Here is a 24,149-nt window from a genome sequence, read left to right on the forward strand (position 1 = left end):
ATTACGGTATTGTAATGAAGGGGGTGACGCTTAGCCACCCTACATAAAGTAATTTCGTAACAATAAATTGAGTTTTATTACATTCAAGCTTGAACTATTGCTGAGAATTACTGAATCTCTGGCTTTGGTTGATAACGGTTGAAACGCCAAAGCTTGTTATAATTAATCAAACCTTCTATTTCTTCAATGTAAGCTTGACCTCGCTCAGAATAGTGTTCTAAACCGTGAACAAGGTATAGCCCTGTAATGTCTTCTTTTTCTTGTCGCAATTTTAGGCGGGCTGCTCTGAGTTTTTTGTAGGCGGCATTTGAATTCAGATTATCGATGTAAGCAAAAACAGATTCACGTGCGTCATTGAATTTTCTCACTTCATGATCCGCGTCGCTGTCTCTTGACTCTGGTACTAGGCCACAACCTTTTCTAAAACACCATTGCCCAAAATAGTTGTTTCCTTTCGTTGCAAAACGAGACGTTCCCCATGCAGACTCATTCGCTGCTTGGGCCAAGACTAAGGAGACAGGGATAATGTCTAATCGATTGAGTAATGCTTTTATGTCGTCTTTTGAGTAGTTATCAAGTTTTTTAAGTTTATGGTCTTTTCGAAGTGTCGATATCCATTTCTTGTTTTTGGTTGATAACTTTTTATTACTGCTAAGTATCGTGTTTAGGCGTTCACGATCTCTTAAAATAAGATCGTTTTTTTCATTTACAAAGGGTGTTAGATAATGAAAGAACGCTTTTTTACGTTCTTTAACATCTGTAATGGCGGCAAAATCAGGGTTCTTGTCTTGAATAGGGTGAGACTTAAAATAGTTTTTTTCATCTGACGTCGCATCAGAATCTTGTTCCAAAGCGCTTAAATCTGAAGTGTCGTCACGTTCTATATCTAGATCATCGCTTTTAAATGGCCCAGCTTTTATCCACAAAATAAATATGAGTGCAAAAGAGATAGTCCAAAGTATTTTCTTTTCCATAAAGAACCACGAGTCTCAAATATTTATATTTCTTAAAAGGCGTTACTTGATAGTTAATCGCCTGCTACTAGATAGAGAGCTAATTAAAAGTAGACCTATTATCCTCAAAACAGGTCCACTTTAACAGACTTTAACTTAGGCTTCTTGAATTTGCCTTAATTCCTTTTTAGTTATTTTATCGTTAAGTGAACAGTTTAGCAGGTCCTACTGGAACTACTTGAGTGGGATTGATTGTTTTGTGACTGTAATAATAATGGCGTTTAATATGTTGCAGGTTAACTGTGCTCGCGACGTTAGGGGTATCGTACAGCCGTTTCATATAAGCGTTGAGTTTAGGGTAGTCCAAAATACGCTTTATATTACATTTAAAATGGCCAAAGTAGACGGCGTCGAAGCGAATTAGAGTAGTAAAAAGGCGCCAATCTGCTTCTGTTTGCTCGTCTCCAAATAAAAACATGCTGCTCGACAGTTGTTGCTCTAAAAAATCGAGTGTTTCAAATAAAGGGGTTAATGCTTCTTCATAAGCTTTTTGAGTCGTGGCAAAGCCGCATTTGTAGACGCCATTATTGACCGTGTGGTAAATGCGTTCGTTTAGCGTATCTATGTCTTTGGTCTTGTCAGCTGGATAGAAGTTAAGGAAATTCCCAGTGAGGTCATTAAAGGCATGGTTTAAAATACGGATTATTTCCGATGACTCGTTTGACACTATCGTGTTGCGTTTTTTATCCCATAAAATGGGGACTGTCACTCGTCCGCTGTAATCTGGTTTGGCTTTTGTATAAAGTTGATGAGCAAAGTCAAAGTGGTGTAATGGGTCTCCAGCGGCAATGTTAGTGTCTTTGAAGTTGCTGTCTTTTTTAAATTCCCAGCCGTTGTCTAGCATGTCAGGGTGAACGCAACTAATACTGATAATTTCTTCTAACTGCTTTAGTTTGATAAAAATCAAAGTACGGTGGGCCCAAGGGCAAGCGAGAGAGACGTACAAGTGATAACGTCCTGTTTGAGCTGGAAAATGGTTGGAGTTGTTTGGATCGTACTCACTGTCTGCGTAGATCCAGTTTCTAAACTCAGACTCACTTCGAATGAATTTTCCTTGGCTTGCTTTAGTGTCGTACCACTGGTCAACCCATTTACCGTCTACAAGTAATCCCATCGTTTTTTTCCTTTAATTTATAATTCACATTATTATTAATGAAAATTAATCGTTTTAGGGGCAAGATATTGGTCGTATTTAATCGAATGATTCGATGGGTTTGATTTTTCTATGTCTGAACGTTTAGGTTCATTGTTAGTTCCATGCTTTATTTTACTAGTCAGTGTTTATGCTAGTTTGTATGTTGGCCAGTTGCCACCCTTATGGTTTGGTATATTGCCCTTGTTGCCGATCATCTTAGCAAGTGTCGCGATCCTACTGGCTTGGCATTTTAACAAAGGCCGAGTGTTAATTCTTGTTCTGTTGCTTTTGATTCCAAAATTGTATGGCGATTCCAATGAAGAAGCGTCATTAACGGCGTATTTGGTGGTTTCCTGTTTTTGTATTGCCTTGTTGGCGTTTGTACCGGAGAGAGGTTTCTTTAATCGATTTGCCGTCAATCGTATTCTCTTTGTCGTGATGTTGGTGAGTTGGTGTTACGCGATTGAGCGTAGTTGGGTATCTTTTGCTTTTTTAGATCACGCTTTTTTAAACACAACAGTGAGTTGGTCTACCGTTTTACTTTGGTGCGTATTGCTTATTAGTACGTCCACGATAGGTTTTGCTTGGTGGTTAAGTGGTGATACTTTTCGAGCCAGTGGATTGATTAGTATTGTTAGCTTGTTGATCATAGGTCATTTTGCGTCTTCAGATACTCAGTTTGACGCCCTGTTATCGGCGCAATTTTTATTGTGGATTTGGTTTTTGCTGATGGAAAGCCATCGAATGGCGTATCTAGATGATATGACCAAGCTGCCAGGAAGGCGGGCTTTGAATGAGCAATTAGTCGGTTTGTCTAAACGGTATGCTATTGCGATGGTCGATGTGGATCATTTCAAAAAATTTAATGATACGTATGGGCATGATATGGGAGATAAAGTCCTGAAGAGTGTTGCCACTCAATTGAAATATTTTGCCAATCCAGGGCGCGCTTTTCGTTATGGCGGTGAAGAGTTTACGATTGTATTTCGAGGTAAGCAGCTTGCTGAAGTCGAAGAGACTCTTGAGCTGGTTCGTGAAGGCATTGAAGATGCTTTGGTTGAAGTGTTTGATCCTAAAAAGAAACAAGACATAGACGTGAATGTAACGGTCAGCCTAGGTGTCGCTTTTGCAACGCTTGGTGAATCCCCTGATGCGGTTTTAAAGCGAGCAGACGAAGCTCTGTATCAATCTAAAAAGAAGGGAAGGAACCGTGTATCTAAGTCTTTGTCCCCTAAAAATAGCTAATTGCAAAAAAAATTGATCAATCGGTCAACTTTTTCTCTCTGATCTATTGCACTGCAAATTTAGCTGTTTATAATTGTTCTTAGATTTTATAAGTGATTGTGTTTGAGGTGTTTTTTTAAACCTCGACACAGTCATTTTCGGTTCCAGTAACCGGCGATGGAATTCTCCATCGGTCAAGAACATTGATAAGTGGCGTATTAGCCCGTTTATCAATCACAGAGCCAACGTGGTGTAGCAGTTAGCCTAATGACGAATGCCTATAGTCATTAACGTCTCTGCTACGAGGGGAAATGGGGAGCTTCGGCTCCCTTTTTTTATACAAAATTTTCTTATCGCTTCGTGCCAATTCTAAAGAATGTTATTCTTTCTCGGTATTGCGCAGGATGGTAAGACGATACATAAACACCTCTCCCTTTATAGCTATTTTCAGCGAGGACAACCCTTGACCGAAGTGAAACGACCAAAAGATCAGTTGAAAGCGCATATTAGAGCTCAAAATCAAACGCTTATTTTAGAAACATCTGAGCGTGTTTTTGCGCGTCAAGGACTCGCTAAAACGACAACTCAAATGATTGCCGATGAAGCTGGGTTGCCTAAAGCCAATATTCATTATTACTATCGTTCCAAAAAAGATTTACTAGAAGCGGTATTAGAGCGCATTCTGCGACTTTGGTTGGACTCAGTTAGTGAATTCAATGTTGAGGAAGGGCCAAAGCACAATCTGACACGTTATATCAGTGAAAAAATTGATCAATCTCGTATCAATAAAAATGCTTCTAAAATTTTCGCGATGGCACTTATTGGAGAAGAAACGTTTGTTTTAGAGTATCTTCGAAACTTATTTGTGACTGAGTTGAGTCGTGAAAAAGCGACGATTCAGATTTGGGTTGATAAAGGCCTAATGGCTTCCGTTCCAACGGAGCATCTTTTTATTAGTATTTGGGCGATGACGCAAACCTATGCGGACTTTGATGCGCAAGTGAAGATCATGCTACAAAAAGATCAATTAGTAGAAGACGACTACGAAGAAGCCAAGCAATTTATTACGCGTATGATCTTGGCTGGCTGTCAAGTAATGGAGGTTGAGGTATGACATTAGAAAGCGGTATTACTTTTTTCTTCGCCATTTTAATTTTTGCTGTGACGCCAGGTCCTGGTGTCTTTGCTGTTATTGCGAAAAGCATGACGAAGGGCGCTCGCGCCAGTGTTTCTCTTTGTGTTGGTATGGTAATGAGTGACATTGTTTATTTAGTTATGGCGTGTTTTGGGTTGGCTGCGATTGCGTCTACTTGGGAAGGCGTTTTCTTAGTAATTCGTTATGTTGGCGCGGCGTATCTTATCTATTTGGGTTGGAAAATGTGGGTGTCACCTGTATCAACATCCTCTACAGATTTTGCACAGCTTGAATCTAAAAGTGAAATGGCGAGTTTTATGCAAGGTTTTATGATTTCAGCATCGAATCCTAAGGTCATTCTTTTCTATGTCGCTTTTCTACCGACCTTTATGGATTTAACGATCTTGAGTGGTTTTGATATCGTGATTGCGTCTGTTCTCGCTTTTACTGCACTCATGTTAGGTATCAATCTTATTTCTGTGTGTGCTTCACAAGCGAGACGTTTGATGAAATCTGAACGCTCTATGAGAACATTAAACCGTACGTCGGGCGGTATCATGGTAAGTGCGGGGGCTTTTCTCGGCTTGAAGAGCTAGCAGATATGAATGCGTTAATTTGATAGTTTGTTGTATAAAAAAACCTCTCTTTTCGAATGAAAAGAGAGGTTTTTTACTAAATGAAGAATGATTTAAGGCGTTTAGCGAGTGCCGTAAATGCGGTCACCAGCATCGCCAACACCTGGGCGAATATAGGCGTTTTCATCAAGCCCACGGTCGATTGAACCAATGTACATTGCGACATCTGGATGCGCTTTTTTGAACGTTTCAATGCCTTCAGGTGCCGCAAATAGGCAGATGAATCGAATGTCTGAAGCGCCCATTTCTTTCATTTTGTCGATTGCCATAATGGCTGAGTTGCCTGTTGCCAGCATGGGGTCGACAACAATGATGGTGCGCTCATTAACGGAATGAGGCATTTTTAAGTAGTACTCTACAGGCTGCTTCGTTTCAGGATCGCGATATAGGCCGACGTGTCCAACTCGTGCGGAAGGCGATAGTTTGAGCACGCCCTCAGCGAGTCCGTTACCGGCTCTCATTATGGTAACGATACAAAGCTTTTTACCTTTTAGAACCGGACACATGGCTTTTTCTAATGGCGTTTCAATTTCAACATCGACGGTTTCTAGATCTCGTGTTGCTTCATAGCCAATGAGTGTTCCTAGTTCTTCAACTAACATACGAAATTCACGTGTACTGGTGTTTTTATCACGAAGACTGGTGAGTTTGTGCTTAACAAAAGGGTGTTTAATCACAAAAATGTCGTTGTAAGCCTTAAGGAGTTCATCGCGGGTCATTGGCCTTTCCTTTTTTACTGTGTATAGGGGAGTGTATAAATGAGCGAGTTGTATCTTAATCGTGATTCCTATAATAGCACTAAGTGGGTACTGACCAAATAACTAATCCTGTCCTTGAGGTCGGTTTATTGAAGTGAGTAAGCATTTTGAAAAATGATAGGTGCCGTTGTTTTCGAGAATATTGTCATTACATAGAGTGTAATCCATAAAAAATAGCGATGAGCTTTCTTAGATCCTGTTTTTTTGAAGTGCAAACACAGATTTATCGAGAATTCAATTATGAGTGATGACGAGCAGTATTCAGATCTACAGGAAGAAAATAGTGTAATGGCCGAAGAGGAGAGTGTGGTAATTACTGACCCTAAAGGGCTTGCTTTACCTGATGATGTCTTACCTGAAACATTATTTATTTTACCCATTTCAAGCCGTCCTTTTTTTCCTGCCCAAGTCCAGCCAGTGATGGTGGATGCGGAGCAATGGGAAGATACATTAGAACGTATTGCGGAACATCCTCAGGCCGTTGTTGGTCTAGTTTATGCCGACAAAGAAGGAAAAAAATCGCCTTCAGTGGATGAGTTTCGTTCGATAGGTTGTGTGGCAAGAGTGCATAAAGCCGAGAAACAGAACGATAAACTGACGTTTTTGGCTCAAGGGGTGAAGCGCTTTGAAGTTATTGAATGGCTCAGTGAGACGGCACCCTATTTAGCAAGGGTTCGCTATATTAATGACGTGAAATCCAATGATGACGAATCGAAGGCCTATTCCATCGCGATCCTTGATGCCATTAAGCAGTTGATTCGTTTAAATCCTTTATTCAGTGAAGATCTAAGGCAATATCTCGGTCGATTCTCATTTAATGAGTCAGGTTTGTTGGCCGACTTCGCCGCTTCTATTACATCGGCGGACGCAGAAGAACTGTACGATGTGTTGGCGACGATACCGGTCCATGCTCGTATGCATCTTGCGCTTACTCTATTGAGAAAAGAGCTCGAAATTGCGCGGTTACAAAATGAAATTAGCGCAGAAGTAAACGATAAAATCAGTAAGCACCAGCGAGATTTTTTTCTGAAAGAACAACTAAAAATTATTCAAAAAGAATTAGGTATATCGAAGGATGATCGCACGTCTGACGTAGAGACATTTAAAGCAAGGCTAGAAGGAAAAACGTTACCTAAATCAGTCAATGACAAGATTCAAGATGAGCTGCATAAGCTAAGTATTCTCGAAGCTGGGTCGCCAGAATATGGCGTTACGCGCAACTATTTGGATTGGTCGACGTCTTTGCCTTGGGGCGTTCATTCTAAAGATAATTTAGATATTAAGTTGGCTAGAGAAGTGCTTGAATCTCATCACGCTGGTTTAGGAGACATAAAAGACCGTATCGTTGAGTTCTTGGCTTTAGGCGCACATCGAGGTGAAATGGGTGGCAGTATTTTGTTACTGGTTGGCCCGCCTGGTGTTGGTAAAACGTCTATCGGGAAGTCGATTGCGGAATCGTTGAATCGTAAGTTTTATCGTTTCAGTCTTGGCGGAATGCGTGATGAAGCGGAGATTAAAGGTCATCGACGGACTTATATTGGCGCTTTACCGGGTAAATTTGTACAAGCCTTGAAAGACGTTGAGGTAGAAAACCCCGTTATTATGTTGGATGAAATCGATAAAGTGGGCTCGTCCTTTCAAGGTGATCCTGCCTCTTCTTTGCTTGAAGCCTTGGACCCTGAACAGAATAGCGAGTTTTTAGATCATTATTTAGACATGCGAATCGATTTGTCAAAAGCCCTGTTTATTTGTACGGCGAATCAGTTGGATACCATTCCTTCTCCATTATTAGATCGAATGGACGTTATTCGGCTTTCTGGCTATATAGGGGATGAAAAACTGGCGATCGCCAAGCAACACTTGTGGCCTAAGCTTTTGAAGAAAAATAAATTGCTTAAGAAGCAACTAAATATTACCGACGCCGCGTTGCGTCATATTATCGAGCATTATGCTCGTGAAGCGGGCGTTCGTGGTTTGGATAAGCTGCTACAAAAAATCTTGAGAAAAAGTGTTGTCGAGCTAATGACGGGCGAAAAATCCCATATTAACGTTGGCGTCAAAGACGTTGAAACGTTGTTAGGCATGCCTTACTTCCGACCAGAGAAAACACTGCAAGGTGTTGGTGTGGTAACAGGCTTGGCTTGGACTTCTATGGGCGGCGCAACCTTACCCATCGAAGCGAATAGAGTGCATGAATTAACGCGTGGTTTGAAACTCACTGGCAAACTGGGGGATGTGATGAAGGAATCGGCTGAGATTGCGTATTCCTATGTTTTTTCTCACGCTAAGAGTTATCAAAAAGCGCCTGAGTTTTTTGATAAGAGTTTGGTTCATTTGCATGTGCCTGAAGGGGCAACGCCAAAAGATGGGCCAAGTGCTGGTATCACTATGGCAACGGCTTTATTGTCTTTAGCAAGAAATGAGCCAGTGCGCAGAGGGCTAGCGATGACTGGAGAGTTGACGTTAACCGGCCAAGTGTTAGCGGTTGGCGGTATTAGGGAGAAACTCATTGCCGCTAAACGTAGTAAAATTACCGAAATAATTTTGCCAGAGCCTAATCGTCGCGACTTTGAAGAATTGCCTGAATCGGTAAAAGAAGGCATGACAGTGCATTTCGCGGAGCGCTTTCCGGATGTTGAAAAAATCGTGTTTAACCGAGCAAATGGTCATCTACATTAAGTAATCCTTAAAGTAAGCATTTTCTCAACAGGTTATACATGAGAAAATACACAACCGGACAAGCATTGCTTGTCCGGTTTTTTATTGTTTGTCGTGCAGTTGATGTGTCATTTTTAGGGGAAACGAATGCCTGGTCCGGCAAAACTTACGCAAGGCTCAACGTTTAAACATGTTGTTTATATGTCTGCCACTGGTGCGTTTGGTTTGATGTGCATGTTTTTGGTAGACCTTGTCGACATGCTTTTTCTTTCTATGCTGGGCGAGAAAGAAGCCGTGGCGGCGGTAGGTTTCGCCAGTACTATTATGTTTTTTACTATTTCGTTGAGTATTGCGGTGTCTATTTCTGCTACCGCTTTAGTTTCAAAAGCCGTCGGAGAGGGAAATATTGAACTAGCAAAGCGTCGCGCAGTGAATGTGTTGGCGTTTGGTATTTTCTTTTCTTCCGCGGTTGTCTGGTTGTTATGGCCTAAAATCCCCCATATTTTATTGTCTATTGGCGCGACAGGTCGAACTCTCGACCTAGCGACAGGTTATTTGCAAATCCTAGTGATCGGTATGCCGGCGGTGATGATAGGCATGATTGGCTCTGGAATTATGCGAGCCTTAGGCGATGCTCGTCGTGCTATGTACGCGACTTTGGTTGGCGGTTTAGTGAATGCGTTGTTGGATCCTATTTTTATTTTTGCCTTCGGACTGGGTGTGCAGGGCGCTGCTATTGCCTCTTTGATTGCGCGTTTCTCTATGGTCGCGGTGTCTTATTATGGTGTGGTGCACATTCATAAAATGCTAGGTGAATTTGACCTGATGGACTTTTTTAAAGACGTTAAACCTATTTGCTTGATTGCCATTCCTGCCATGCTAACCAATATGTCTTCGCCATTGGCAAACGCTATTGTTATGGAGCATACCTCATCGTTTGGCGATGATGCTGTGGCCGCCGTGGCGGTGATTGGTCGTATTATTCCGGTGGTTTTTGGGGGGATATTTGCGTTGTCTGGTGCGGTTGGGCCTATATTGGGTCAAAACTATGGGGCAGGCCGTTTTGACCGTATGCGCAGTGCTATGAGTAGTGCGGTGATTTATGCCTTTGCTTACTGTTTAGTGTTGTGTTTTTGCCTTTATCAGATGCAGGATTGGCTTGTTTCTGTGTTCCATGCAACACAAGGGAGTGCGGATTTAATTCGGTTTTTTGCCACCTTTGTGTCCTTCAGTTTTTTCTTTCAGAGTTTGCTGTTTATTGCGATTGCCGTCTTTAATAATTTAGGCAAACCGTTTAACAGTACCTTGTTGAATTTTGGTCGCGCAACCTTAGGTACATGGCCGTTGATTACTGTATTTTCTCTGTTTATGGGCGCTGAAGGAATACTCTTTGGGCAGGCGATTGGGTCGGTACTATTTGGGTGTTTAGGTTTTTACATGGCAAGAAATTACATTACTGAGCTTGAGGCTAAAGAAGCGAGTGAGATTGTGCTCAGTAATAACCTTCATGGTTACGATGAAATTCTTTAAACCGATTTTTTTATACTTCTGTTCGTGTTGCCCACAGCAAAAACTCTTGATTGCCATCGCCACCTTTTATAGGGCTGTCGATATAACATTTAACATCGAACCCTAACGTTCTAACGAAAGCTTGCATGTCTTTGGCGAGTTGGTTCACTCGTTGCTTGTCTTTCACTATCCCGCCTTTACCAATAAATTCCTTTCCTACCTCAAACTGAGGTTTTACAAGCGTGATCAAATGCCCTGTTTTGCTAAGTAAATTAGGTAATTGTGGCAAAATTTTGGTCTGTGAGATGAAGGACACATCCATAACAACCAGATTAAAACCGTTTTCAGGAAAGTGTCCACCTAGATCTTCAATCGATAAGTTGCGTGCATTAATGCCTTCTAAACAGACGATGTTTTGATTGTCACGTAGGCGCGGGTCTAACTGGCCGTGCCCGACTTCTACGCCTACGACACAAGCGGCGCCATGTTGTATAGAACAATCGCTAAAGCCGCCCGTAGATTGGCCGATATCTAATACATGAAAACCTTCGATGTTTAGTTGGGTGTGTCGTAAAGCGCCTTCGAGCTTTAGGGCGCCACGCGAAACATATCGATCTGCATGGTTTGAGGTAATGTTGACTTCAACGTCGAAGGTCAGTTTTAAGCTGGGTTTGGTGACTTTTATCCATTGCTCGTTTTGTTTGTATGATACTCGTCCTTCACTGATAAAAGTTTGTGCCTGAGAGCGAGACTTTGCAAGGCCTTGCTCGGTGAGGATTAGATCAATACGCAACATAAAAAAACTCTGTAAGAAGATAATATTCACGAATATTAGCAAAAAATGAATAATCAAAGTAGATTTAAAGAAAGAAGAAAAAGTCTATTTTATGATCGCCAACGATTGTCTAAGGAATGCTTGTGCTATTAAAAACGCTAATAAATACAAATGAGCTGGCCACGTTGCTTGGTCAGTCTAATGTGGTTGTATTGGACTGTCGATTTTATCTAACCGATCATAGTAAAGGTCAATCAGAATACGCTAAAGGGCATATTCCTAGCGCTATTTTTGTCGACGTTCATCACGAGCTTGCTGGTCCAGAAAATGAATTGACGGGTAGACACCCCTTGCCTGACGAGACTGATTTTTCTAAGCAATTGCAAGTTTGGGGGATTGATTCTGCCAGTCAAGTGATTGTATATGATGATATGGGCGGAGCCATTGCTGCTCGTGCTTGGTGGATGCTTAGCCAACAAAATATAGATGTTCAGGTTTTAAATGGTGGTTTTCCAGCGTGGTTGAAAGAGGGAAGAGGCGTTTCATTATTGTCTGAAACAGCAAAGGTAGCGTCGCACCCGATTAAAATCTCTTTCCCTTGGAGTATTGCTGAGCAGTCTATTGTTGAAAACTTCGAAACAAATCAATTTCAGTTGGTGGACGCTAGAGCATCGGATCGTTTTAATGGCGAAAATGAAACGCTGGATCCTGTTGCGGGGCACATTCCAGGAGCGATTAACCGTCCTTTTACGGATAACCTAGACGCAGACAGTTGCTTTAAACCGGCTGAACAGTTGCACGTAGAGTGGAAGGACTGGCTATCGAGTAGTAGTGATGCGTATGTGTACTATTGCGGTTCCGGTGTTACGGCGTGTCATAATGTTTTAGCGTTGAATTACGCAGGTATAGAGGCAAATCAGGTGTACGTTGGGTCTTGGAGTCAATGGTCGAAGAGGATGTTGCGCGCTGTTGCTCAGTAGAGAGAGACGCCCTTCTCGTACGAGAGGGGCGACAACCGTTTATTTTTGAGTGACCCCTGCCATGAAAATTTGTACTTCTTGGTGCGTTTCGCCCCAAATATGTGACTTAATGGAAAGTAAAAAATGTTCCGCTTCTTTTAAGGTGACAACCCCATCTACTAATTGAATGCCGATTCCCTCTTGAGTAAAGAAAAAATGCCATGTGTGTTTATCAATGATGACCTCGCCTTCACCGTTATTGTAGCTGACTTGCTGGAAGGGATAATCACTAGGTATAAAGCAGGAAAGTTCTTGTCCTGAGGCGCCATAGTTAAGATCAGGAATGTAACCTTGACGATCTACCAGTTCAAACTTCATATGGAACTCCTTGTTTTTTATTAAGATTAGCTGAGGTGTTCTTTATTTGCTGTCTTTCTTCATGTAATTAATAAAAAAAGTATAATTTAGCATTTTTTAATACGATTCAAGCTGTAAAATAGCGTCTTTTGAATACGATTTCTATCTTTAAGTATAAGGTACAACTTAATGAAAATAGCAGTGGCAGGCACAGGGTACGTGGGGATTTCTAATGCCCTGTTATTAGCAAAGCATAATCAAGTAGTTGCATTGGACATCGTTGCCGCTAAGGTAGACATGCTTAATAAGAAGCTGTCACCTATTGAAGATCGAGATATAGAACGCTATCTCCTTGAAGAAAATCTTGATTTTATCGCCACGCTAGACAAGGAAGAGGCTTATCTAGGTGCAGATTACGTGATCATTGCGACGCCGACAGATTATGATCCAGAGACTAATTATTTTAACACCAGCCATGTTGAGTCCGTAATTCAGGACGTTATACGCATCAATCCTAATGCCATTATGATCGTGAAATCGACGGTTCCTGTTGGCTTTACAAAATCAGCCAGTCAGCGTTTTCTAACGAGCAACCTCATGTTCTCTCCTGAGTTTTTACGCGAAGGTAAGGCGCTGTATGACAATTTATACCCTTCTCGTATTATTGTTGGTGAAGAATCTGATCGTGCAAAAGTCTTTGCTAACCTCCTTGCTCAAGGGGCAGAAAAAGAGAACATAGACATACTGCTAACTGGCTCCACAGAAGCTGAGGCTATTAAGCTGTTTGCTAATACCTATTTGGCAATGCGAGTTGCTTTTTTTAATGAGTTGGATAGCTACGCTGAATCCCATCAGTTAGATAGCCGTCAGATTATCGAGGGAGTGGGGCTTGATCCTCGTATAGGAAATCATTACAACAACCCTTCTTTTGGCTATGGCGGATACTGTTTGCCGAAAGACACGAAGCAGTTGCTTGCTAATTATGACAAGGTACCTAACAACCTCGTTCGAGCGATTGTTGATGCCAACGTGACGAGAAAAGACTTCGTGGCGAAATCTATTCTTAAAGATAACCCTAAGATAGTGGGAATCTACCGATTGGTGATGAAGGTGGGCTCAGATAACTTCAGGGCTTCTGCTATTCAAGGTGTCATGAAGCGAATTAAGGCCAAAGGCGTGGAAGTCGTTGTATATGAACCCGCTCTTTTGGAAGATAATTTCTTTAACTCGAAAGTGATTAAAGATTTGGAAGAGTTTAAGGCCATGTCAGATGTGATCGTCGCGAATCGAATGACGGATGATATGTTAGATGTAAAAGACAAAGTGTATACACGTGATTTATTTGGTGTAGATTCTTGATTTTATTTTATTTGATTTCTGGTTTTAATATTTAAAATGATTTTCTAGGTTTTTATTATGACTTTTGGAAGCAAGTGTTCTGTTTTTGGTTATTTTCTAATAATAAATATATTTTTCTCCATTCTTTTGGCGATTAGATATTTTTCATTTTTACCTGAACTTCCCTCTGATATTTTTGGTGTCTCTTTTATTCTCACTAGCTTAATAGGGCAGATGGCCTTATTGGGCGGAATATTGGGTTTCTTTACATTGTTTTTTGTCTTTTTGCCTAGAAAATTCTTTTATCTAGTTGTTAGTCTTTTAGCGTCTACCTCGTTATTTGTACTATTGATTGATACCTTTGTTTTCGCTCAATATCGTTTTCATATCAATGAGGTCGTCCTTAAGCTGGTATTATCCGGCGATGTGGTCGATTTTTCTATTGTAACTTGGCTTATCGCTGTTTTTAGTTTTCTTATTATATTTTTAATTGAATATGCCTTATTGCATTTTTTAGGTGCTCGTTCAGGAAGGGGAGTCAAAAAAAGGTATTTTGTATTCTTTTTTGTTTTATGTTTTTTTGTGAGTAATTTTATCCATATATGGGCTGCAGCAAATGCTTATCAGCCTGTTACCATAAGCAAAAGTTATTTGCCTCTTTTTCAACCTGCTACGGCAAATGGATTGATGCGTAAGTACGGCTGGATTGATGATGAGGCATTAGAGCAACAGAAAGCATTGTCTTATAAAGTGAGCAGTAATCTTAATTACCCAATTGGAGAGCTAAGTACTGTCGCTATTGATAAGCCTGTCAATATTATGTTTTTGGTGGTGGACTCATGGCGTTTTGATACTTTTAATTTGGATAATTCACCTAATATATGGGCTTATGCTCAAAATGGTGTTTCTTTCACAAATCACATATCAACAGGGAATGCGACTCGAACAGGGATTTTTGGTCTTTTTTATGGCTTGCCAGGAACATATTGGCAAAATATGTTATCGAATCAAAAATCGCCTGTTTTTATGGATCATCTTCAAGCATTGGATTATCAGTTAGGTATTTTTACTTCTGCTTCTTTAACTGACCCTGAGTTTAATCAAACTGTTTTTACTAAAGTGAGTAACCTACGTTTAAGGTCTGAAGGACGTTCTCCTTCTGAAAGAGATAAAAACCTGACAGAAGATTGGTTGCAGTGGTATCAACATAGAGATAAGTCTAAGCCCGCTTTTTCGTTTCTTTTTTACGATGCCCCACACGGCTACGACTTCCCACAAGATTATGATAAAAAATATGAGCCTATGTTGGATGAAGTTAATTACCTGGTTCTTAATAAGGATACGGACCCAACTCTATTCATGAATCGCTATAAAACGAGTGTTCGTTATGTTGATGATTTGGCTAAAAGGGTGTTTGACGAGTTGAGGGCAACGGGGGATGTGGACAATACGGTTGTGATTATTACCGGCGATCATGCTCAAGAATTGAATGACAATAAATTAAATTACTGGGGTCATAATAGTAATTTTACGGCAGCACAAACTCATGTACCTTTTGTGATAGTTGGGCCTGATATTAAAATGAAATCACAGGGAAAAGAGAAGCAATCGATAACGAGCCATGAAGACGTTGTACCTACATTAATGAAACATTATCTTGGCGTCACAAGTCCTCTAGAAGCTTATTCAGGAGGCATTGATCTTTTAGATAAAGCGGAGAGTCGAGACTGGGTACTGTCTTCAAGTTATGCTAGCTATGCGATGATTACTCATGACACCATTTTGGAGGTGGGTGCTGGTGGTCAATATACAATATATGACCTAACCAACCGAATAAAAAAAGAGGCAGAGCCTAACTATGTCTATTTAAAAGAAGCACTAGAAAGTGTGAGTCGTTTTAGGAAATAGATAGGCTAATAGGATTCATTTTTTTAGAATAATAGCCTGAGACTTTTAGTCTCGGGCTATTATTTTTTTATAGAGTGACAAGTATCTTTCCGCCATTCTTTGTGGAGTATAGTTTTCGAGTTGTTTTTTTGCGCCTTCAACTAGTGTTGCTTGAAGTTCTTTGTCTTCAGAAAGTCTTATTATCGCATTTTTCAGTGCTAAGCTATCGTTTGGTGCGACAAGTAATCCTGTTTCGTTATCAATAACAATGTCTGGAATGCCGCCGACATTTGAGGCAATGATAGGGACGCCAGCGTCCATTACATCTAATAGAGTTGAGCCCAAACCTTCATTCCGAGAGGGAAAGGCAAAGAGGTCGAAGAATGGTAAATAGTCCCCAATCTTTGGTTTAAATCCCATCCATGTAATATTTTTATTCCCTTTGGATAAAGACTCGAGTTCTTCTTTATCTGCACCGTCTCCGAAAAAGACGATATGTAAATTCGGATGACTTTCTTCTAATAGGCTAGCAGCTTCAATAAGAACCTTTTGGCCTTTATGTTTATCTACTAGTGCACCCACATGACCAACGATAATTTTGCCTGGAAAGGTATTCCGAAATGCTTCCCCTTCTTTTTGGTTGGTTTCTAAGTGAGCGAGTGTGCTGGGTATTTGATACACCTTTCCCCATTGTTTATTGCGAATTTGGTTTGCAATAATAGTGGATATACCAACCAATGCTGAAGCATTGCAATACGTTTTTTTGTTGAACCATTTTTCTTTGATGGGAGTGTCGACTCGCCGAGTAATGATGTATGGCGTATTTTTTAGTGCTTTGTGTAGGTAAGCCCAATGAACGGCTTTGGCTTCATGTGCATGAATGACATCAACATAAGGTGTTGAATAGTGACCAGATAACTGGTGATTTGCTGTAACGAATGTCAGGCCTTTAACGTCTTCAAGTCTAGAGCGAAGAGGTGAATTTTCGCGGCAAGCAAGTAGTTGTTTGGTTTTAAAGTGCTTGGACAGTGCCCTAATGAGAAGCTCTGTTTGCCTTTCTCCACCGCGGAAGCCTTTGGCTAGATTTACATGAAGTACTGTTAGCGTTTTGCTCAAAGTGTGTCGCCTGTTTTATTACCAAATATTTTTGAAGTCATCTTGTTTTGTGACGCTAGGATCTCGCTGGTATTCGAGCAGCTTTGCGTATTTTAGATAGCTATTGACGGCTGCACTTAACGCTACTGTCATTCCATCTACGCCGCCCATAAATCCTCGCTGAAAAACATATTTACGGATAAAGGCATTTAGGCCATGGGTAAAAGGAGAGAAAGAGTTGGCTCGCTTTCCTTTTGCATACATGATTTTAGCGGCTCTTCCGCTGAAGTTACGACCGGGCTTGGCAAATAATTCACCAATATTTTTAAATGAAAAGTGAATGATGTCAGCATCGATGTGTTTTATCTTTTTAGTCTGTACGCTGGCGTGCTGTTTTACATCGGCAAAACGTGTTTTTTCTGTATTGTATAATCGAATGCAGCGATCAGGATACCAACCGCAATGTTTGATCCATCGATTACCAATCATGTTTTGTCTACGAAATGAATAGCCTTCAAGACTGGTGGATTCTAAGCTTAGTTGCTGAATGGCATGTGTCATTTCTGGTGTTAAGCGTTCATCTGCATCTAGGCTTAATACCCAAGCATTTCGGGTATGGTTCAGTGCGACATTTTTTTGGATGCCATCGCCTAAGTAAGGTTGATTGATGATGGTTGCACCTAAGCGCCTTGCAATCTCAATGGTATTATCAGTACTTCCTGAGTCAACCACGATAATTTCATCGCAAACAGTCTGCATTGATTCTATACAAGCCGCGATGTTTTTTTCTTCATTGAGAGTAATGATGTTGCCTGAAATTTTCATGCTTGGCTCTTTAATAAGTTAACAGCGTATTCCGTCACGCTTTTGGTGGTAATTGTTTTTATGTCATGCCCTTTTTGTGGGAGCACTTTAACCGACTTTGGATGAGTGAGGAACCATTCAGTATAAGGAAGGCTTACATTCAGAGACAAAGGACGAGTGCTTTTTAGTGCTTTTAGTTCTTCAAATTTACTATTTGAATCAATACACTCTTTTACCCAAGGTAGCTGGTTATAAATCCAAGCAACATAGCTTTTTGGTGAGAGCGTGAGAGGCTCTTGATGACAGTGATTCTGACAGAAGTAAGCCAATACCGGAAACGTTGTTATTTGAGCACCAAGATGGTGCCTATTTCTAAGTAATACAAGATTCATTATCAGACGACAGCTCTTATCACCATGTCAGGAGTGAGTTGATTTTGACAGTTTGTATGCCCTAATGGGCAAGCTCGTTTAAAGCATGGCGAGCATTCAAGATGGAGATTATGAATGATTTTGTTGTCAGTCAGTGGTGGTGTAAATAGCTCGCTGGTGGAACCATAAATACCATGTACTTCGGTGCCAACGGCCGCCGCGATGTGCATAAGACCAGAGTCATTACTCACAACCTTTTCTGCTGCTGCTAATAGGTCGATAGCGTCCACCAGCTGTGTTTTTCCGCACAAGTTGACGGCAAATTCACCAAGATGCTCAACGATGCTGTCTCCGTCGTTTTGGTCTTTCGGTCCGCCCAATACCCAAATTTGGTAACCTGCTTCAATGGCGCTTTTAGCCAATTCGTGAAAATAGGCGATAGGCCATTGTTTCGAAGGACCAAATTCTGCACCAGCCATAAGTGCGATAGCAGGTCTGTTCGATAGATTGTGTTGTTGATAAAGGTTTTTCTGGTTTTCTGGGTCAACACGCAAAGAGGGAAATGGTATGTTTGTGGGCGGATAAGCCTGTTCCTTTGGCACACCTAAAGACGTAAAGCGTTTTACTGTTTGATTTAAAATGCTTTTATCTAGCTTGCGATGCTCATTCAGCAAAATATAGCGCTGTTCGCCTGTAAAACCTACACGATGAGGGACATTGGCGAAAAATGGAACTAATGCCGACTTCCACGAGCGGGGCATAATGATCGCATGGTCATAATGCTCTGAACGAAGCGAGTGGCCTAGTTTACGGCGCGTACTAATGCCCCATTCACCATGACCTGTGGGTAGGGTGATTGCATTACGTATTTCTGGCATTCTAGCCAAAATAGGCGATGACCATTTCGGGCCAATAACATCGATGATAGCCTCTTCATCACGTTGCTTTAGCGTAATAAAAAGGCTTTGTGCCATCACCATGTCGCCAACCCAAGATGGGCCAACAATTAAATATTTAGCCATTCGAATCGAGCCAACCTAGGTAATCTTGAACGCCTTGCGCCAATCCGCGGAAATCCCCTTTGTAACCAATGTCACGTAACTTGGTTATATCGGCTTCGGTAAAGCTTTGATAGGCGCCTTTTAAATGTTCTGGAAAAGGGATGTATTCGATTTCGCCTTTCCCATAATGTCCGATAACGGTTTCAGCAATGGTTCTAAAAGGCTCTGCTTTACCGGTACCTAGGTTAAAGATACCAGACTTGTTTGGATTCTCTAGGAACCAAAGTTTGGTATTAACCAGATCTTCAACGTAAATAAAATCACGGCTTTGGCCTCCTGCTTCATAGCCGTCATAAGCCCCAAACAATTTTGGATTTTCATCAGCGAGTACTTGGTTACGAAGATGAAAGGCAACACTAGCCATGCTGTCTTTATGTTGCTCTCGAGGCCCGTAGACATTGAAGTAACGAAAGCCAACAATCTGACTTTTTGCCTTAGGCAGAACGGCACGAATGTATTGATCAAATTGAAATTTGGAGTATGCGTACATATTAAGAGGTTTTTCGTTTTCACGAGACTCTTGGAATACGGGACCAGAGCCATAAACAGAGGCTGAAGACGCATAGGAAAATGGCGCTTCATGTTTCAAGCAAAAATCCAATACGGCTTTTGAATACTGATAATTAACGTCCATGACAAATTTACCATTCCATTCTGTGGTGGCTGAACAAGCCCCTTCATGGAAAATGGCGATGGGTTTAATGTCAAGAGTGTCGTTTTTAATTGCGTCTAGGAAATCGTACATATCTATATAATCTGCAATATCAAGATCAGAGAGATTAAGGCACTTTTTCCCATCCGTTAAATCGTCAACTAAAAGGATATTTTTGATGCCTTTTTTATTTAACGCCTTGATGATGTTGCTGCCAATAAAGCCGGCGCCGCCAGTAACTATATACATAATACATTTGTCCTAATGTGGAAGGCGTTGTCATTGCTGATGTTTTGCCTGAGATCAGTGAGCCAAATCTAAAAAGAATCCTGAAAACCATTGTTCGCTTTCGCCCATGCTATCACTTCTGTTAGGCCGAGAAAAATATGATAGCTGCTGGTGCCAGGAAGCGGAAAGTCTTTTGGTATATTGTCTTCATTGAGATACTCATTCCAGCGACCATTTTTCAAAAAATAGTGTTGCTGAGCAAAGTCGAGTGCTTTCTCTAAGCGGTCTATTTTTTCTTCTTTGCCAATGGGTATGACGGTTATTGCTTTAAGGTATTCTGTGATCGGCCAGACCCGCTTTTCTTTATCAATGGGCTGATAGTTATTGCCATCTATTTGGTTATAAATGCCCCCATTTTTCGCGAGCCCGTGCCTGGCGGCCGTTAACCATAATTGCTGGGCTAACTCGGTATAGTCGGAGTTGGGTAGTATTCTATTCGCCTGATAAAGCAACCACACCCACTCGAAGTGATGCCCCGGTTCTACTTGGCTACCTGTTTCAGGGTGAAGATGCCAATCTGAGCTGAAAAATTCACGCAGTGTCTTTGTGTCTTTGTGATAGAAGTGCTGAAGAGACAATGAGAGAAGCGACTGGATAGTGTCTTTATAATCGCTATCCTGCGTGGCGTTAAAGGCCGCAATATAGCCTTCTAGTAAGTGCATATGTGGGTTTTGTCGGCGGATTTGGTTGGTGTCGACAGGATGTGACTCATAAAAACCACCAGATTCTGCTTGCATGTTTTCTAGCAAAAAACGGTGTGTTTTTTTCATATATTGAAGTGCGCGATCATCCTTTGTTACTTGATAGTAATGACTAAACGCCAATAAAACAAAGGCGAGAGCATAGGCATCAGATTGCTTGTCTTTTATTGAAAGATCGTCGTTTAACGAAAAGGTCCAGCGTTCATCAAGGAAGTAATGTGAGGTGATAAAGTCGAAAAGTGGGGTTAGCGTTGCTTGCCATTCAGGAGTGTTTTTTATCTGGCATGCATGGCTAAAGGTATAAAGTTGTCGGCATTGAGTGAGTAAGCGAATTCGACCCACTGAGTTTTTTGTCCAGTCGTGAGTCATACTTTCATAGCTAAAGCCTTGTTCTTTATTGATGCCATAAAGCGACCAGTTGCTTAGCAGCTCATCAAATAAGAATGATTGGCTAGATAGTAGAGCGGAATTCAGCATAGTATAAAAGCCTTATTTCGTATGTTTTAGGTATGTCCAACTTGGTGAGGGAGTATGATAAGATGAGCGAATCTAAAAATCGATTATTATGTGCCTATGAACTCTTCGTATCTGAATTTTAAAGACAAACACATCCTCGTCGTTGGGGACGTAATGTTAGATCGCTACTGGCATGGTGGCACCTCTCGTATTTCTCCTGAAGCACCAGTTCAAGTGGTGAAAGTGTCCAATATTGAAGATCGCCCTGGTGGGGCGGCGAACGTTGCACTTGGTTTAGCCAAGTTAGGTGTGTCGGTGACATTGGTTGGTGTGGTCGGTAATGATGAAAATGCAGATATTCTAGCGCGTTGTTTGGAAGAAGTGGGCGTTACGTGTCGATTTGTTCGCTCTGAAAATCTGCCAACGATTACAAAGTTGCGAGTGATGAGCCGTCATCAACAACTTATCCGTTTGGACTTTGAAGAACGCGAAGACAGTCTTTCTCAGAATGAGGCGCTAGCAAGTGTCGTAGAAGAGTGTCTGCCTGAATCGGATGCGGTTATTTTTTCAGATTATGCAAAAGGCTGTCTTGCCGATGTTCAGACCCTTATTGCCTTATCGAATACAGCGAATGTCCCTAGTTTTGTTGACCCAAAAGGCAATGATTTTTCGATTTATCGAGGGGCTACGTTGGTTAAGCCAAACCTACTTGAGTTCGAAACGATTGTGGGTAAATGCAGCTCAACGAAAGAGTTAGAAGACAAAGCGACAGCACTTCGTAAGCAGTTTGGCTGGAAGGCCTTACTCGTAACTCGTGGTGAAGATGGCTTGATTTTACTGAGTGATGACAAACCGCCTTTTTCATTGGCGACGGCAGCAAAAGAAGTCTTTGACGTCACAGGGGCTGGCGACACCGTTGTGGCGGTTTTAACGGCCGTTTATGTTACCAGTAAACGGTTCATAGATGCAGTCGAATACGCCAATCAGGCAGCGGGTTATGTGGTTGGAAAATTAGGCACGGCATCCATCAGTGCTGAGCGCCTTGAGGCCATTATGTTTCAGCGTTCGCACACGTCGAATTTTGGTGTGCTCTCTCCAGAAGACTTACTTGCACAAATTAAGTTAGCGCAAATGAACGGTGAAAAAATCGTTTTTACAAATGGTTGTTTCGATATTCTTCATCCAGGACACATCGCTTACATGAAGCAGGCCAAGGCACTTGGAGATAGATTAATTGTCGCGGTTAATACCGATGCATCTGTAAAGCGCCTTAAAGGGGAAAAACGTCCGATTAACCATTTGGTTCACCGCATGTCTGTACTTGAAGGGGTGGGGGCGATTGATTGGGTAACTTGGTTTGACCAAGATACACCAAAAGAAATAATTGAATTTTTAACACCAGATGTACTGGTCAAAGGCGGCGATTATACTGTTGATAAAATCGTTGGCGCTGATCATGTGTTAGCGCATGGCGGTGAAGTGAAAGTTCTAACTTTTGTTGATGGTTATTCAACCACTGCTATTATCAAAAAAGCGAATCTGTAAATGCAAGATAAAGAGAATATTGAGATCGAAGAAGAAGCTCAAAAAGTGCCAGTTTCCGGTGTGAAAACATACTTACGTCTACTGAGCTATGTTCGTTCATCTTGGGGATATTTATTACTAAGTGTCATTGGTTATGTCCTTTACGCTGCAATGGAGCCTGCGCTAGCGGCTTTGTTAAAACATATTGTGGATGTTGTATCTGCAGGCAATATTTCTGATAGCCGATTAATGATCCCTTTGGCAATTTTGGCCGTTTTTATTACTCGAGGTATAGGGACATTCTTGGGTAACTACTTTATGGCGAAAGTAGCGAATAACGTCGTATTCGATATACGTACCAGTATGTTTAATAAATTGGTGCTTCTTCCTTCTAATTATTACCATTCTATTCCTACTGGTCGCTTGTTGGCCAAACTGACGTATGACACAGAGCAAGTAATTGGTTCTATTACTCAGGCAATACGAGTCTTGCTGCGAGAAGGTTTAACGGTCGTTGGTTTATTGGGTTACATGATTTACATGAACTGGCGTTTGTCTTTGTTGTTTCTGTTGGTTGTCCCTCTCATTGGCTTGGTTGTTTCTTATGCTTCCAAGCGTTTTCGTAAATTGAGCACCCGAATTCAAAATGCGATGGGTGGCGTTACAGATGTCGCTTCTGAAGCCATTAAAGGGCACGAAGTTGTTAAAATATTTGGTGGCAGTGAATATGAAATCGAGCGATTTCGTGGCGCGGCCAGTGAAAATCGTCGTTCCCAGCTAAAAATGGAAATGACTAAATCACTAAATATTCCTATTGTTCAATTTATTTTAGCAATAATGATGGCCATTTTAATATGGTTTGCTTTGAGCCCAACGATTAGTTCGCATATGTCTCCTGGCGACTTTATTGCCTTCCTTACTGCGGCAGGGATGTTGGGTAAACCTATTCGCCAATTAACCGATGTGAACAGTATTTTGCAAAAAGGCATTGCAGCGTCTTACAGTATTTTTGACTTCTTAGATTTACCGGAAGAGGTGGATAAGGGGCAAACACCAGCGACGCGTTTGAAAGGAAATATTGAGTGGCGTTCGATGTCATTTAAATATCCCGGTGCGGATAAATTGGCGCTGAAAAATATCACTTTGTCCTTACCAGCTGGGAAAACCTTAGCATTGGTTGGGCGCTCTGGTAGTGGTAAATCCACTATGGCAAATTTGATACCTCGTTTTTACGACTTTGACGATGGTCAATTAAACATTGATGGTGTTTTCCTCAATGATTATAAACTGACAGAGTTGCGCTCTAATATCGCCTTGGTAAATCAACAGGTTGTGCTCTTTAATGGTTCAATTCGCGACAATATCGCATACGGTTTTTTGCGTAACACCAGTGAAACAGAGGTTATTGAAGCGGCTAAAGCAGCGAATGCTTGGGATTTTATTCAAGAACTTGAGCATGGACTAGACACCATGGTTGGTGAAAATGGTGTACTTTTATCGGGTGGGCAGCGTCAGCGCATTGCCATTGCGAGAGCCATTTTAAAAAATGCGCCTATTTTAATTTTGGACGAAGCAACGTCCGCCTTGGATACTGAATCAGAGCGAGCCATTCAGGTCGCATTGGATGGTTTAATGACTAATCGAACAACTATTGCTATTGCCCACCGCTTATCAACCATAGAAAATGCCGACATCATTGCTGTCGTTGATCATGGTGAGATTATTGAGCTAGGTTCACACAGTGAGTTGTTGGCGATGAACGGAGCTTATGCACAACTTCATAATCAACAATTTAGCGAAACGCCGGCTTAATT

Annotated in this window: 21 protein-coding genes; 10 read left to right on the forward strand and 11 right to left on the reverse strand. The window is 41.4% G+C overall.

The window, feature by feature from the left end:
* Nucleotides 1-107: 107 nt before the first annotated feature.
* On the reverse strand, nucleotides 108-974 hold the full coding sequence (locus MP3633_RS03940; protein WP_176334558.1) for a glucosaminidase domain-containing protein: 867 nt from the start codon (nucleotides 972-974) through the stop codon (nucleotides 108-110).
* Nucleotides 975-1,155: 181 nt separating this feature from the next.
* Nucleotides 1,156-2,127, reverse strand: coding sequence for a glutathione S-transferase family protein (locus MP3633_RS03945; RefSeq protein ID WP_176334559.1), 972 nt, complete (start codon nucleotides 2,125-2,127; stop codon nucleotides 1,156-1,158).
* A gap of 111 nt (nucleotides 2,128-2,238) precedes the next feature.
* Here MP3633_RS03945 and MP3633_RS03950 point away from each other — a divergent pair, with 111 nt between their 5' ends.
* The 3 genes from MP3633_RS03950 to MP3633_RS03960 all read left to right on the forward strand — a co-directional run bounded on the left by MP3633_RS03950 (nucleotide 2,239) and on the right by MP3633_RS03960 (nucleotide 5,103).
* Nucleotides 2,239-3,393 (forward strand): GGDEF domain-containing protein, encoded by a 1,155-nt coding sequence (locus tag MP3633_RS03950; RefSeq protein WP_112137104.1) that lies wholly within the window; start codon nucleotides 2,239-2,241, stop codon nucleotides 3,391-3,393.
* A gap of 451 nt (nucleotides 3,394-3,844) precedes the next feature.
* Nucleotides 3,845-4,486, forward strand: coding sequence for a TetR/AcrR family transcriptional regulator (locus MP3633_RS03955; protein WP_244959939.1), 642 nt, complete (start codon nucleotides 3,845-3,847; stop codon nucleotides 4,484-4,486).
* Entirely contained in the window at nucleotides 4,483-5,103 is a 621-nt protein-coding gene (locus MP3633_RS03960; RefSeq protein ID WP_176334561.1) for a LysE family translocator, read from the forward strand. Before MP3633_RS03955 ends, MP3633_RS03960 begins: the two co-directional genes overlap by 4 nt.
* A gap of 101 nt (nucleotides 5,104-5,204) precedes the next feature.
* Here MP3633_RS03960 and upp read toward each other — a convergent pair whose 3' ends face one another.
* Complete coding sequence (gene upp / locus MP3633_RS03965; RefSeq protein WP_176334562.1) at nucleotides 5,205-5,861, reverse strand: uracil phosphoribosyltransferase; 657 nt, start codon at nucleotides 5,859-5,861, stop codon at nucleotides 5,205-5,207.
* A gap of 279 nt (nucleotides 5,862-6,140) precedes the next feature.
* Here upp and lon point away from each other — a divergent pair, with 279 nt between their 5' ends.
* Together lon and MP3633_RS03975 are read left to right on the forward strand one after the other, a co-directional pair.
* The gene (gene lon, locus MP3633_RS03970) at nucleotides 6,141-8,579 is read left to right on the forward strand and encodes an endopeptidase La (RefSeq protein WP_176334563.1); all 2,439 of its coding nucleotides are present in this window, start codon (nucleotides 6,141-6,143) and stop codon (nucleotides 8,577-8,579) included.
* 126 nt (nucleotides 8,580-8,705) lie between these two features.
* The gene (locus tag MP3633_RS03975) at nucleotides 8,706-10,088 is read left to right on the forward strand and encodes an MATE family efflux transporter (RefSeq protein WP_176334564.1); all 1,383 of its coding nucleotides are present in this window, start codon (nucleotides 8,706-8,708) and stop codon (nucleotides 10,086-10,088) included.
* Nucleotides 10,089-10,098: 10 nt separating this feature from the next.
* On the opposite strand, the gene MP3633_RS03980 is transcribed toward MP3633_RS03975, so the two are convergent.
* Nucleotides 10,099-10,863, reverse strand: coding sequence for a TlyA family RNA methyltransferase (locus MP3633_RS03980; RefSeq protein WP_176334565.1), 765 nt, complete (start codon nucleotides 10,861-10,863; stop codon nucleotides 10,099-10,101).
* Between the two features lie 122 nt (nucleotides 10,864-10,985).
* On the opposite strand from MP3633_RS03980, the gene MP3633_RS03985 reads away from it, so the two are divergent.
* A complete protein-coding gene (locus MP3633_RS03985; protein WP_176334566.1) occupies nucleotides 10,986-11,822 on the forward strand; it encodes a sulfurtransferase in 837 nt (278 codons plus the stop codon).
* Nucleotides 11,823-11,861: 39 nt separating this feature from the next.
* On the opposite strand, the gene MP3633_RS03990 is transcribed toward MP3633_RS03985, so the two are convergent.
* Complete coding sequence (locus MP3633_RS03990) at nucleotides 11,862-12,179, reverse strand: hypothetical protein (RefSeq protein WP_176334567.1); 318 nt, start codon at nucleotides 12,177-12,179, stop codon at nucleotides 11,862-11,864.
* A gap of 168 nt (nucleotides 12,180-12,347) precedes the next feature.
* Here MP3633_RS03990 and MP3633_RS03995 point away from each other — a divergent pair, with 168 nt between their 5' ends.
* Together MP3633_RS03995 and MP3633_RS04000 are read left to right on the forward strand one after the other, a co-directional pair.
* Nucleotides 12,348-13,517, forward strand: a complete 1,170-nt coding sequence (locus tag MP3633_RS03995; RefSeq protein ID WP_176334568.1) for a nucleotide sugar dehydrogenase — start codon at nucleotides 12,348-12,350, stop codon at nucleotides 13,515-13,517.
* Between the two features lie 57 nt (nucleotides 13,518-13,574).
* On the forward strand, nucleotides 13,575-15,404 hold the full coding sequence (locus tag MP3633_RS04000; protein WP_176334569.1) for a DUF3413 domain-containing protein: 1,830 nt from the start codon (nucleotides 13,575-13,577) through the stop codon (nucleotides 15,402-15,404).
* Between the two features lie 45 nt (nucleotides 15,405-15,449).
* Here MP3633_RS04000 and MP3633_RS04005 read toward each other — a convergent pair whose 3' ends face one another.
* The 6 genes from MP3633_RS04005 to MP3633_RS04030 form a co-directional block, all read right to left on the reverse strand.
* Nucleotides 15,450-16,499, reverse strand: coding sequence for a glycosyltransferase family 4 protein (locus MP3633_RS04005; RefSeq protein ID WP_176334570.1), 1,050 nt, complete (start codon nucleotides 16,497-16,499; stop codon nucleotides 15,450-15,452).
* 18 nt (nucleotides 16,500-16,517) lie between these two features.
* On the reverse strand, nucleotides 16,518-17,303 hold the full coding sequence (locus MP3633_RS04010) for a glycosyltransferase family 2 protein (protein WP_112140627.1): 786 nt from the start codon (nucleotides 17,301-17,303) through the stop codon (nucleotides 16,518-16,520).
* Entirely contained in the window at nucleotides 17,300-17,674 is a 375-nt protein-coding gene (locus MP3633_RS04015) for a hypothetical protein (protein ID WP_176334571.1), read from the reverse strand. Before MP3633_RS04015 ends, MP3633_RS04010 begins: the two co-directional genes overlap by 4 nt.
* Before the next feature lie 2 nt (nucleotides 17,675-17,676).
* Nucleotides 17,677-18,675: a lipopolysaccharide heptosyltransferase II gene (gene waaF / locus MP3633_RS04020; RefSeq protein ID WP_176334572.1), complete on the reverse strand. Its 999-nt coding sequence runs from the start codon at nucleotides 18,673-18,675 to the stop codon at nucleotides 17,677-17,679.
* A complete protein-coding gene (gene rfaD / locus MP3633_RS04025) occupies nucleotides 18,668-19,615 on the reverse strand; it encodes an ADP-glyceromanno-heptose 6-epimerase (RefSeq protein ID WP_176334573.1) in 948 nt (315 codons plus the stop codon). Before rfaD ends, waaF begins: the two co-directional genes overlap by 8 nt.
* A 68-nt stretch (nucleotides 19,616-19,683) precedes the next feature.
* On the reverse strand, nucleotides 19,684-20,832 hold the full coding sequence (locus MP3633_RS04030) for an AGE family epimerase/isomerase (protein ID WP_176334574.1): 1,149 nt from the start codon (nucleotides 20,830-20,832) through the stop codon (nucleotides 19,684-19,686).
* A 96-nt stretch (nucleotides 20,833-20,928) separates the two neighbouring features.
* On the opposite strand from MP3633_RS04030, the gene hldE reads away from it, so the two are divergent.
* Together hldE and msbA are read left to right on the forward strand one after the other, a co-directional pair.
* Nucleotides 20,929-22,356, forward strand: a complete 1,428-nt coding sequence (hldE, locus tag MP3633_RS04035; protein ID WP_176334575.1) for a bifunctional D-glycero-beta-D-manno-heptose-7-phosphate kinase/D-glycero-beta-D-manno-heptose 1-phosphate adenylyltransferase HldE — start codon at nucleotides 20,929-20,931, stop codon at nucleotides 22,354-22,356.
* Nucleotides 22,357-24,147, forward strand: coding sequence for a lipid A export permease/ATP-binding protein MsbA (msbA, locus tag MP3633_RS04040; protein ID WP_176334576.1), 1,791 nt, complete (start codon nucleotides 22,357-22,359; stop codon nucleotides 24,145-24,147). It begins immediately after the preceding gene.
* Nucleotides 24,148-24,149: the final 2 nt, after the last annotated feature.

Source organism: Marinomonas primoryensis (assembly GCF_013372285.1).
Lineage (GTDB): Bacteria > Pseudomonadota > Gammaproteobacteria > Pseudomonadales > Marinomonadaceae > Marinomonas > Marinomonas primoryensis.

Excerpts from the sequence above, each read along its gene's own strand:
- MP3633_RS03940 (WP_176334558.1), bottom strand. The coding sequence starts at position 974 with ATGGAAAAGAAAATACTTTGGACTATCTCTTTTGCACTCATATTTATT.
- MP3633_RS03945 (WP_176334559.1), bottom strand. The coding sequence starts at position 2,127 with ATGGGATTACTTGTAGACGGTAAATGGGTTGACCAGTGGTACGACACT.
- MP3633_RS03950 (WP_112137104.1), top strand. The coding sequence starts at position 2,239 with ATGTCTGAACGTTTAGGTTCATTGTTAGTTCCATGCTTTATTTTACTA.
- MP3633_RS03960 (WP_176334561.1), top strand. The coding sequence starts at position 4,483 with ATGACATTAGAAAGCGGTATTACTTTTTTCTTCGCCATTTTAATTTTT.
- upp (WP_176334562.1), bottom strand. The coding sequence starts at position 5,861 with ATGACCCGCGATGAACTCCTTAAGGCTTACAACGACATTTTTGTGATT.
- lon (WP_176334563.1), top strand. The coding sequence starts at position 6,141 with ATGAGTGATGACGAGCAGTATTCAGATCTACAGGAAGAAAATAGTGTA.
- MP3633_RS03975 (WP_176334564.1), top strand. The coding sequence starts at position 8,706 with ATGCCTGGTCCGGCAAAACTTACGCAAGGCTCAACGTTTAAACATGTT.
- MP3633_RS03980 (WP_176334565.1), bottom strand. The coding sequence starts at position 10,863 with ATGTTGCGTATTGATCTAATCCTCACCGAGCAAGGCCTTGCAAAGTCT.
- MP3633_RS03990 (WP_176334567.1), bottom strand. The coding sequence starts at position 12,179 with ATGAAGTTTGAACTGGTAGATCGTCAAGGTTACATTCCTGATCTTAAC.
- MP3633_RS03995 (WP_176334568.1), top strand. The coding sequence starts at position 12,348 with ATGAAAATAGCAGTGGCAGGCACAGGGTACGTGGGGATTTCTAATGCC.
- MP3633_RS04000 (WP_176334569.1), top strand. The coding sequence starts at position 13,575 with ATGACTTTTGGAAGCAAGTGTTCTGTTTTTGGTTATTTTCTAATAATA.
- MP3633_RS04010 (WP_112140627.1), bottom strand. The coding sequence starts at position 17,303 with ATGAAAATTTCAGGCAACATCATTACTCTCAATGAAGAAAAAAACATC.
- MP3633_RS04015 (WP_176334571.1), bottom strand. The coding sequence starts at position 17,674 with ATGAATCTTGTATTACTTAGAAATAGGCACCATCTTGGTGCTCAAATA.
- waaF (WP_176334572.1), bottom strand. The coding sequence starts at position 18,675 with ATGGCTAAATATTTAATTGTTGGCCCATCTTGGGTTGGCGACATGGTG.
- rfaD (WP_176334573.1), bottom strand. The coding sequence starts at position 19,615 with ATGTATATAGTTACTGGCGGCGCCGGCTTTATTGGCAGCAACATCATC.
- MP3633_RS04030 (WP_176334574.1), bottom strand. The coding sequence starts at position 20,832 with ATGCTGAATTCCGCTCTACTATCTAGCCAATCATTCTTATTTGATGAG.
- hldE (WP_176334575.1), top strand. The coding sequence starts at position 20,929 with ATGAACTCTTCGTATCTGAATTTTAAAGACAAACACATCCTCGTCGTT.
- msbA (WP_176334576.1), top strand. The coding sequence starts at position 22,357 with ATGCAAGATAAAGAGAATATTGAGATCGAAGAAGAAGCTCAAAAAGTG.